This window comes from Nitrosomonas sp., assembly GCF_021731985.1.
Classification (GTDB): Bacteria; Pseudomonadota; Gammaproteobacteria; order Burkholderiales; family Nitrosomonadaceae; genus Nitrosomonas.
This window is the reverse complement of sequence record NZ_JAKFWH010000069.1, coordinates 41,810-51,698: the sequence shown is the minus strand read 5'-3', so window position 1 is coordinate 51,698 and position 9,889 is coordinate 41,810. Positions and strand designations below refer to the sequence as shown.

General features: G+C 43.6%; 11 protein-coding genes. 4 read left to right on the top strand and 7 right to left on the bottom strand.

What is annotated here, in order from left to right; all coding sequences use genetic code 11:
• Positions 1–1,266 (top strand): hypothetical protein (locus QZ942_RS10855; RefSeq protein WP_292995461.1); only part of this gene is annotated, 1,266 nt, incomplete at its 5' end.
• Positions 1,267–1,517: 251 nt separating this feature from the next.
• Here QZ942_RS10855 and QZ942_RS10850 read toward each other — a convergent pair.
• Complete coding sequence (locus QZ942_RS10850) at positions 1,518–2,495, bottom strand: IS1595 family transposase (protein WP_292995459.1); 978 nt, start codon at positions 2,493–2,495, stop codon at positions 1,518–1,520.
• Between the two features lie 340 nt (positions 2,496–2,835).
• Here QZ942_RS10850 and QZ942_RS10845 point away from each other — a divergent pair, with 340 nt between their 5' ends.
• Together QZ942_RS10845 and QZ942_RS10840 are read left to right on the top strand one after the other, a co-directional pair.
• Positions 2,836–3,513: a GNA1162 family protein gene (locus QZ942_RS10845; RefSeq protein ID WP_292995457.1), complete on the top strand. Its 678-nt coding sequence runs from the start codon at positions 2,836–2,838 to the stop codon at positions 3,511–3,513.
• A 443-nt stretch (positions 3,514–3,956) separates the two neighbouring features.
• Positions 3,957–4,400 (top strand): hypothetical protein, encoded by a 444-nt coding sequence (locus tag QZ942_RS10840; RefSeq protein WP_292995455.1) that lies wholly within the window; start codon positions 3,957–3,959, stop codon positions 4,398–4,400.
• A gap of 355 nt (positions 4,401–4,755) precedes the next feature.
• On the opposite strand, the gene QZ942_RS10835 is transcribed toward QZ942_RS10840, so the two are convergent.
• From QZ942_RS10835 to ispD, 6 genes are all read right to left on the bottom strand, one after another.
• Positions 4,756–5,499 carry a uracil-DNA glycosylase gene (locus QZ942_RS10835; protein WP_292995453.1) on the bottom strand — a complete coding sequence of 248 codons (744 nt, stop codon included), beginning with the start codon at positions 5,497–5,499 and terminating at the stop codon, positions 4,756–4,758.
• Entirely contained in the window at positions 5,496–5,957 is a 462-nt protein-coding gene (gene rimI, locus QZ942_RS10830) for a ribosomal protein S18-alanine N-acetyltransferase (RefSeq protein ID WP_292995451.1), read from the bottom strand. Before rimI ends, QZ942_RS10835 begins: the two co-directional genes overlap by 4 nt.
• A complete protein-coding gene (gene tsaB / locus QZ942_RS10825) occupies positions 5,954–6,628 on the bottom strand; it encodes a tRNA (adenosine(37)-N6)-threonylcarbamoyltransferase complex dimerization subunit type 1 TsaB (RefSeq protein ID WP_292995449.1) in 675 nt (224 codons plus the stop codon). The genes rimI and tsaB overlap by 4 nt, the downstream gene beginning before the upstream one ends.
• Before the next feature lie 94 nt (positions 6,629–6,722).
• The gene (thpR, locus tag QZ942_RS10820) at positions 6,723–7,277 is read right to left on the bottom strand and encodes an RNA 2',3'-cyclic phosphodiesterase (RefSeq protein WP_292995447.1); all 555 of its coding nucleotides are present in this window, start codon (positions 7,275–7,277) and stop codon (positions 6,723–6,725) included.
• Positions 7,264–7,761 carry a 2-C-methyl-D-erythritol 2,4-cyclodiphosphate synthase gene (gene ispF / locus QZ942_RS10815; protein ID WP_292995445.1) on the bottom strand — a complete coding sequence of 166 codons (498 nt, stop codon included), beginning with the start codon at positions 7,759–7,761 and terminating at the stop codon, positions 7,264–7,266. The genes thpR and ispF overlap by 14 nt, the downstream gene beginning before the upstream one ends.
• Positions 7,758–8,462: a 2-C-methyl-D-erythritol 4-phosphate cytidylyltransferase gene (ispD, locus tag QZ942_RS10810; protein WP_292995443.1), complete on the bottom strand. Its 705-nt coding sequence runs from the start codon at positions 8,460–8,462 to the stop codon at positions 7,758–7,760. Before ispD ends, ispF begins: the two co-directional genes overlap by 4 nt.
• A 245-nt stretch (positions 8,463–8,707) precedes the next feature.
• On the opposite strand from ispD, the gene prfB reads away from it, so the two are divergent.
• A protein-coding gene (gene prfB, locus QZ942_RS10805) for a peptide chain release factor 2 (RefSeq protein WP_292995441.1) occupies positions 8,708–9,815 on the top strand; the annotation gives its coding sequence in 2 pieces (ribosomal slippage) (positions 8,708–8,788 and positions 8,790–9,815; 1,107 coding nt in all).
• Positions 9,816–9,889 lie beyond the last annotated feature (74 nt).

The following is a 9,889-nucleotide window of genomic DNA, read 5'->3' as shown; positions in this document are numbered from 1 at the left end:
TCCTCAAACCTCATCTTCCGTGTCTCCTGTAGCCATTCTGTCCGTTTCATCTCAAACCCTCCTTGGGCTAAAGATAATCCGGACAGATCATGTGCTACAAACCCGGACAGCTTATTTGTTCTCTACATCCCTCTTGACTCTAATGACCACGGGCTGTACAAGCAACACAAGGCAGTACTTTCCAACGCACGCTACATGCATCGGGTGACGGCAGTCAATGCGCTCGGCCGACGCATACAAAAAGAGAAAAATATGAATGCTGAACCAATAAATACCCATAGTAACTTTGAGCCCGCGATTCGAATAGTCTGTTCTTGGGTTAGGCGATCGGGACAATTCGGTGACACATATCCAGTTACGATCGGAGACATTGGGACGCATCAGATTGTTTGCCCGTTTCCAATAATTAGTGCTGAGTGGACGATAAGCACTACAAATATCGTCGCTGGATTCTCGCCGACTTCCCAAGCAGGTAGCGTCATACCGGTCACGGCCGCCATGCTCACGAGTCAAGAGATTGCATTCGCATTCACTACTCCGGGCGAATACGTTGTAACGGCAATCATAGTTTCAGAATTTGGCACTCAATTTACTTCCAACACATTTGTTGTCACTGGCCCTTCTGTTACATCCATAAATAGTGTGACCGCATCAATATTGATATACAACGACGCAAATGGAAATCCATGGATGGGTTTTGGTCGACCGGGTAGTCCGGGGATTGAGATTGGTGCTGATGTCGTTGGAGATTCGATTGATGATGGGCAGCTTTGCTTCATTCAGTTGGCTCAGAATTATAGAGAATGCATGGATACCTCAGGCTGGACCTACGACCTTAGCACTAATGGGCAATGGATATTGGATGTGGGTCTTACTGGTGATTTTATTTATCAAAACACAGTGGTGGCGATATCTACAGGTCAAACCAAATGGATCTATGCTACTGATGCACCCGGCACACAACTGCCAAATCCCGCAACATCGTCGTACCTTGCATTTTTGGTCGGTGAGGGCCCAGCTAATTTGGAGTCGTATCAAACGTTTTTGATGTTCAGACCAAACACTGGCAATTCCGTATGGGTGCCTATCGCTCGTCTTGAATGGGGATGGACTGCAATGGCTCAGCTTCTCAATGGGGTTTGGGTATTGAGTGAGACTTATGGACCAGAGAATCCGGTAGGGGAATCATTGAACACATTCCCACAATGGAGTACTAATACAGCCGCTCGTACGGAGTGGAATCGCAGAATCGCACAAACGATATAAGTGTCCAATTGTCCCGCCCACATAATTAAATTTCTTCCCATCCTTCGCATTAGTCACGCCCTTCTTCGGAAGGGCGTTCTTGTTTGCGCGCCCAGCATGGGCGCATTCCTGCGAGTGCAAGTCCCGCCGTGAGCTGGTCATTGCGAATGTACAAGAACCGGATAGAAGGCGCTGCCAAGCAGAGCGAGCAAATGCTTGGGGACAGGTCTAGAATTGAGATTTTTTTCTGTGAAGAATTACTTTGATGAAGGCTATGTAGTAATTAATTGTTGAAATTGTCTTGTTTTTCCAAGTGATATCAGGAAACAAAGGGTTGGTGTAACGTTCTGACCGAGACGGTCAACCATTCTATGCCGCCCCAGATAGCTCGCAAGATAGCGTGTTGCTACACCATGGAACTTCGCCATCCATTGTCTGAGTCGGCTGCCATAAGCATTAACATTCTGAATGTGGTAAACATCGTTGATAACTCGTTGACCTGCAGCAATGTTGACTGGACGATGAACAATTCTTGCATTCCTGGTGATCTGTCTGTAGGCGGGCATTCCATCTGTGCAGAGAATGACATCTTTGCTTAACAAAGGGATAAGCACTGTTCCGATTTGCTCTGCGCTTGTGTCATGCAGTATACGATCATCAGTTTCACCATGACGATCGCGTACCACTAGCACAGGTATCTGTTCTTTTGATGTGCCGCGCTTGGCAGCTTTGCCGCCTCGTTTGCGCGCGGCTCTCGGTAAATGACGTTGCCCCTTAAAAGATTCCAGAAAATACATTTCGTCAGCTTCAACAATGCCATTCATTTGGCTAGATCGATGGATTGCAGGCACTCGCAAAAAACGATGACGCCATTTAAAGCTCGTGTTCGTGGTTACTCCGCAGCTGATCGCTGCTTTACGCACACTTACCCCTTGAACCATCGCTTGTTCATAATCAAGCCACTTGTCTTTGTGGCGTAATCGGGCCAATGCCGTGCCGGTCAGGGCATTAAATGTATGATTACAGTGGCGGCATCGATAGCGTTGTAACTCACTCGCTTTGCCCCACCGATACAGCTTTGTTCCCTGACAATAGGGACAAATTCGTTCAGCACTCTGCCCTTGTTCAATCAATTCCATGATCGTATCAGCATCGGCTTCTCCTTCTAATCTTTCTCGAAGCTTGTCTCGCTGACCGCGGCTCATCCGTTCAATCGATGTTATCCAATCTTTGAATTCAGCTGCTTTCATGATGCATACCTCTTCCTTTACATTCCGATGCATATTTGACTAGCAATTCAACAATTAATTGCTACAGAGCCTTGATGAACCAAGGAGACTTGATAAGTTGTTGGTTTTTAGAATTTTCCAGCACATAAAATTTCCACTAATTCCGCCAGCGCCTGGCCGTAGTGGAATCAATGGGGGTCAGACTCGATTTTTTGTAAATAAAATCAGATGTTTTTTGATCGTTCAGCAGCATTTGCCTAAACATCCGGTTTGCGTATAATGAACTTGAATAAAAAGGGGTGTTTATTTTTCCTATGTCCCTCACCTATTTCACCCTGGTTATCTCTAAACCTAACATATAGTGAAACAGTCAGCCCTCTTAATCTTTTTTCTATTTAGCATTACAGGCTGCGCGACTCGTTATGTTGATCGTAGCGCTGATTATGCCAAACAGAATCCAGAATCGGTCAAGACCACTGATATTGCCCATGAAGCTGCTCATGATGTTGTTGTCTCTGGATCTTCTCAAGAATTAAATTCCGCACCTTTGACCTGCCTTGCGGTATTCCCTATTACCGCCAAGGAGAGTGATCTTAAGGGAGCAGAGTCAATTCGTAGTGCGCTACACGCACAACTGGCACCTACGGGTATTCGTCTGGTAGCGCTCCAACGGGTCGATGCTGTGATCAAAATGACTGACAACTCATTGGGTGAACTGAACGCTAGTGTAGCTAAATCAATTGGTTGTGACACGATCATGTTGGGTGAAGTGACTGAGAGAGTGTCAAGTCAGTATGGTATCTACTCTGAGGCTCGTGCTGGAGCCAATATAAAAATTATTAGAGCCTCCACAGGGGATGTTCTCTGGCAGGGTAGCCACTCGGCAGTGATTAGAGGTGGGGGGATCCCGTTGGGTATGGTTAATGTTCCTCTAAATGTGGTTTTTGCAGGACTGAATCTTTACGGTGACCGGGATGTTTGGGTTGTCCACGATCTTGCTAGGCGAGTTGTGTCGACAATTCCGGGTTTGATTTATTAAGCCGAAGCCTTGCCCAGTAAAGCTTGATTTGTCTTGATCCGTTTCAGTCTCGATTCTTAATAAAGCTTAGAAAAAGTTAATATGCTGATATCCCCCAACACATCCCCCGCCTTTTTTATTTACTTACAAACTCGTTGTCTTTAAGATAAAAATACGAGAGATACTTCTCGACGAGAGATCCATCGTTAAAAGAATTTATCAACTCCACGTGGATTTAACAGAGGAAACTCGATTCAATGAAACTGCCGATACTCCTAATTACCTGCGTACTCAGCATTACGGGTTGTGCAACCCTCCCTGTTGAAAGTAGTAGTGGTTATGCCAAACAGAGCGATGTCGATGTCGTTGTAGTTGAATCGTCCCAAGAATTGAAGTCCACCCCTCTGTCCTGCATCGCAGTATTCCCTCTTACGGCGAAGAAGAGTAATCTAAAAGGGGCTGAATTGATTCGTAAAGAGCTACACGCACATCTGGCGCCCACGGGTATTCGTTTGGTAACGCTCCAACGGGTCGATGCTGCAGTCAAAATGACTGACAACTCTTTGGGTGACCTGAACGCTAGTGTAGCCAAATCAATCGGCTGTGACACCATCATGGTGGGTGAGGTAACTGAAAAATCATCGAGGTACTATGGCGTTTACTCTGAGGTTCGTGCCGGAGCCAATATACAAATTATCAGAGCCTCCACAGGGGACGTTCTCTGGCAGGGTAGCCATACAGCAGTGATTAGAGGTGGTGGCATTCCCTTTGGTATAGGGAGCTTTGTTATGAATTCTGTTTTTGCAGGAATGAATCTTTACGGTGATCAAGAAGTTTGGGTAGTCCAAGATCTTGCTAGGCGAATTGTTCTGGCAATTCCAGATCTGGCTTACCGGGGGGAAGACTAGCCTGTCTTGCTTACTGTTGACGTCCATTCAAGTCTAACCTAACGGAAGCATGGGTCCAGAATCAAGAATCCAAAGATAGCGGATAGGAAAAATAAACGCTCTTTTCATAAAAGATGAAGCTTCTGGAAAACGGCTGGATTGTCGAACACACTGACAACCGATCAGAAATTCACAAGATTAGTATTGATAAAATGAGTCATGAATATTCGTTAAATAAACAGCTTATGGGCACTTCTAAAAATCCAAATTTCGTCACAACACTTTGTTGCTCACAAAGAATGTTTCCTTATATATCAGTTATATGCTGCGTCACCATTTGTTGCTAGCGCCTCGTTTTGTTTGGAATTTTGAATTTTTAGAGGCGCCCCAATGTTATTGACTGCATAGTTGATTGAGCAAAACATAAATCTTTCCAGGCTTTCGCTTTTTCTGGGAGAGAGCGCAATAAATAGGCGGGGTGGTAAGTGACTATCAGGGGTATGCCTGAGTAATCATGTATTTTTCCACGCAAGCTGGAAATACTGTCTTCACACTGGAGCAGGTTTTGTGCAGCAACCTTTCCTAATGCAACAATAAGTTTGGGTTTGATCAGAGCAATTTGCCTCGTCAGATAAGGTTCGCATTGACGGGCTTCATTGGCATTGGGATTTCTATTATTGGGCGGGCGGCATTTTACGATATTGGTGATGTAGACTTGCTGGCCACGGTTTAGCTTAATAGCCGCCAACATTTGATCAAGTAATTTGCCGGCTGGTCCTACAAAAGGTTCGCCGATTGCATCTTCTGTGGCTCCTGGTCCTTCGCCTACAAAGAGCCAATCCGCATTCTCATCGCCGACACCCAATACGGTTTGAGTACGTGTTTGGTGTAAAGGGCAGGCAGTACACTGGGATACCGCTAATCTGAGTTGATCCCAATTCATTTGATGGATTTCCTGGCGCTGCTGTGAATCTTTTGCAGGATCAGGTGGAGATATCAAATTTCTGATTTCGATTGATTGTGATTCAAGCGACTGATTCTGTTTCCGGGTGCCTGATTTTTGTTGCCATACCGGCAGCAGATTCAATTCTTTGAGTATTTGTCTGCGCCGCGTATTCATAGCATCAATTGCATAACAAGAGCATCTTCACGTCCGCACATTGCCGGGTAATAACCTTTGCGCGTTGCAATGTGCTGGAAGCCCATTTGCTTATAGAGCTGTGCGGCACCGTGATTAGATTCTCGTACATCCAGGAATATCGATTTTGCATTTTCTTCTCTGGCATATTGAATAAAATGCTGGAGTAGCATTTTTCCCCAACCTTTTTTTTGCCAGTCTGCGGCGATACCAATGGTGAGAATATGTGCTTCTTCAGGACTCATCATCATGATTCCATAGCCGAACAGCACATCAGCATGTTCCAAAACCTGACATACATAACCGGCCTTGATTGAATCGGCGAAATTTCCTAGTGACCAGGGGAAAAGAAAAATTTCTCGTTCGATCAGGATGACACGATCTAGATCCGATGAGTACATTTTTCTGAACTCGGCTGTCTGCTGTAATGTGCTATTCATCGCTCATTTTCCTTCAATGCGACTTTGTTACGTATATAGACAGGTGTTACATTGGCTGGATCAGTATTAGAACCATCAGTAAATTTGGGTAGCGCAAGTTGTGCTATCTCCCCAGCTTGCGGGTGGAGCTTGAAATGAACCTGGTGAATAGTTTCGCTATACAGTGCCAATAATTCTTCGCGATAGACATCAAAACCACTACCGCATCCAATCCAACCATTGCCCGGTACCGAGGGCGCATGCTGCGGTAAACAGAGTGTCGGCGGACTGATAACTTGCCAGTCATAATTTGTTAATTTCTGATAAGCAGCATGATAAATCTCACCCATGCGGGCATCAAGTGCCACAATGATTTTCTGTTCATCAACTTGTTGTGCCACTGCTTCAAGCGTGCTGATTCCTATAATCGGGAGACTGGTTGCATACGCCAAACCTTGAGCGACACCGCAAGCTATGCGCAGACCTGTAAAAGAACCTGGACCTGCGCCAAAAGCGATGCCATCTAATTGCTGCAATGCAAGTGCAGATTCTTCGAGCAGTTCATGAATCATAGGCAGAAGAATTTCAGAGTGACGGCGCTCAGCAAGAATTTCCTTGTTGAATAGCTTGCCATCCAGGTACAGTGCAACAGAGCAGAATTCAGTAGATGTTTCGAGGGCAAGAATTTTCAAAATAGTTGAGTGGCAAGGGTTTTAATTGAATGTAATCAGGTAACTTTGAGTTAAGGGGTATTTATATAGGATAAATTATTCGATCAATATTGGCTTATTTCAAGTTCCACTGTTTCAGTGGAATATAATCAACACCGTGCTCAGTTTGTTTGGATTGAATAAGAGACCACTCATTTACTTCCCATTTGATTGGGATAGGTAGATCGATTTCTGCAGAATGAGTCGCTTGCCGGATTAGCGTAACATGTGGTTTGTAAGTGTATTTATCAAATAAGAACCCAGCTTCTGACAGCGCAGTCTTCAGTGAATCAACGAGCAAGAACAGTTCTTCAGGGAATTGATTTGCCTGGATATAAGTAATTTGATTGTGTTTCCAGTAGCCAATTTTGTCTAAACTTAGCTCAAATTTTTTTGCTGATATGTTTTTCATGGTCTGCTGAAGTATTGCAATACGGTGCGTACTGACATCTCCTAGAAATAACAACGTAAGATGGAAATTCTGCGTTCGTATTTTACGGCCGCCGCAAGTAGGTTCCAGTATTTCAGCTTGATGAGCCAATTGTTTTTGTACAAATTCATTAGGGAAAATGGCAAAAAATACCCGAATAGGTTTTATTTTTGTGTCGGTACCTTTTTCAGTCAATCTCATTTTTTGTGCGGTTAATTAAGCATACAACTTCTGCCACAATACCTTCTTTGCGGCCAATCGCGCCCAAATTCTCGGCTGTCTTAGCTTTAATGTTGATGTTACTTGTAAGTGTTTTCAGATCCTGCGCAATATTTGCAATCATCGCGGGGATATGGGGCGCCATTTTTGGTGCTTGAGTAATAATGGTCGCATCAATATTGATAATGGTGTAGCTATTGTTTTCCAGTAAGCTGTATACATTGCGTAATAGCACGCGGCTATCGATATTTTTATAGCGCGGATCAGAATCGGAAAAATGCTTGCCAATGTCTCCCAATGCTGCAGCACCAATAAGTGCATCACAAATTGCATGCAGTAACACGTCCGCATCGGAATGCCCGAGCAATCCTTTTTCGTAAGGAATCGTTACTCCGCCGATGATCAACGGACGGCCTTCAACCAATTGATGTACATCAAAACCTTGCCCTATTCTTAGTGTACTCACGGATTATTCCTTTTCTGTATTATTAGTTCTGCTAAAGCCAGATCTTGAGGGTAGGTTACTTTAAAATTGTAAGCATCACCAAGCACAAGTTTTGGGTGAAATCCTAAAGCCTCAACGGCACTGGCATCATCTGTTACATTAATGCTCGTCGCGCTACGGAGTGCTTGGGTGAGGAGGTCATAGTGAAACATTTGCGGCGTCTGCGCTTGCCATAAATTTTCTCTGGATTCAGTATGTGCCACACGATTTTCAGTGTTACTGCGTTTTAAAGTATCAGCTACAGGTACTGCTAATAATCCACCCACTTCGTCCATGGATAATTCATTGATTAATTTATCCAATAGAATTGAAGTTAAACAGGGGCGAGCAGCGTCATGCACCAATATCCAATCATTCGTATCGACCAGATTTTTTTGTTTTGCTGCAGTAAGGCCATTAAGCACACTATCCGCTCGAGTTAAACCGCCACAGCTAAGCACGACTAGTTTTTCTGAAAACTCAGACCAGTCATACTTGAACCATTCGTTATCACTTGGCGCAAGTACGACAAATACGCCAGCAATGAACTGGTTCTGACATAGCGTATATATTGCATGATAAATCATAGGTCTGTTATTCAATGATAGATATTGTTTGGGAAGCTCATTGCCCATACGTGAGCCTGAGCCTGCTGCTGGAATCAATGCAAAAAACTTTGACATTATTGAGTTTATGAAAAAATTGATTAAGAAAACGGGTTGGAATGTGAAGAATGCATGAATCGCACGCAATATTAGCTGATGATTATAATTTTTTTACTGGTAGATGGTTTGAAAAGTTGAACCATAAGCCTAAAAATTTCTTCTGATTGCAAAGGAATAATGTGGTTCACGAAAGTTAACAACAGGTGCCCATGATCTCAGTGCACTAATAGGTATAATTAGAAATTAAATTTCAGGTGAAAAATATGGAAGCAGAACAAATTAATGCAGTTGCAAATCATCTTCAGGATCTGGGCAATCGAGCCAATGAATTACGGAGGTTTCTTTGACTTCGATACTAAACAAATCCGGCTGAGTGAATTAACCCGGCTTCTTGAGGATCCTGCGATTTGGAATGATAGTAAACGTACCCAGGAAATAGGCCGTGAGAAAAAATTACTGGAAGATACCGTTTTTACATTGGAATCGATGGAACAACAATTGCATGATGCACAAGAATTATTTCAGATGGCGAAGGATGAAGTGGATGTAGCTACTCTTGAGAGTATAGCGATTGATGTTAATAACGTGGAAAAAGTAATAGCAAATTTGGAGTTCCGGCGGATGTTTTCTGATCCAATGGATCCAAATAATTGTTTTGTGGATATTCAATCGGGCTCTGGAGGAACGGAGGCGCAGGATTGGGCAGCCATACTGGAACGCATGTATCTGCGCTACTGTGAAAGACAAGGATTGGCTGTTGAAATTCTGGAAGAATCAGCTGGTGATATTGCAGGTATTAAAAGTGCTACCTTAAAAATTACTGGTGATTATGCTTATGGATATTTGCGGACAGAAACTGGTGTGCATCGTTTGGTAAGAAAATCACCATTTGATTCGGGTAATCGTCGTCATACATCTTTTGCCAGTGTTTTTGTATATCCTGAAGTGGATGACACCATAGAGATAGAAATTAATCCGGCGGATTTAAGAATAGATACATTCCGCGCATCGGGTGCGGGAGGTCAGCATATTAATAAAACCGACTCCGCTATCCGCATTACGCACAATCCAACAGGAATAGTTGTGCAATGTCAGAGTGGCCGATCACAGCATCGTAATAAAGCCGATGCGCTTGTTATGTTGAAATCAAGATTATATGAGGCAGAGCTACGTAAGCGTAATGAAGAGAAGCAAGCAATAGAAGAGACTAAGACAGATATTGGCTGGGGTCATCAAATTCGATCCTATGTTTTGGATCAGTCACGGATTAAGGATTTACGAACAAATATAGAAATTGGGAATACGCAAAGTGTATTAGATGGAGATCTTAGTCACTTTATTGAAGCAAGTCTCAAGCAAGGCGTTAAATAAAAAGCCACTCGAATAAAGCTGAGTAATTGTATTTAAGAGCATTTCATGAAATGCTTAGTAAGCTCAATTCGACT

Bases quoted from the DNA above. Each gene is read 5' to 3' on its own strand.
- QZ942_RS10850 (WP_292995459.1), bottom strand. From the start codon at position 2,495: ATGAAAGCAGCTGAATTCAAAGATTGGATAACATCGATTGAACGGATG.
- QZ942_RS10835 (WP_292995453.1), bottom strand. From the start codon at position 5,499: ATGAATACGCGGCGCAGACAAATACTCAAAGAATTGAATCTGCTGCCG.
- rimI (WP_292995451.1), bottom strand. From the start codon at position 5,957: ATGAATAGCACATTACAGCAGACAGCCGAGTTCAGAAAAATGTACTCA.
- thpR (WP_292995447.1), bottom strand. From the start codon at position 7,277: ATGAGATTGACTGAAAAAGGTACCGACACAAAAATAAAACCTATTCGG.
- ispD (WP_292995443.1), bottom strand. From the start codon at position 8,462: ATGTCAAAGTTTTTTGCATTGATTCCAGCAGCAGGCTCAGGCTCACGT.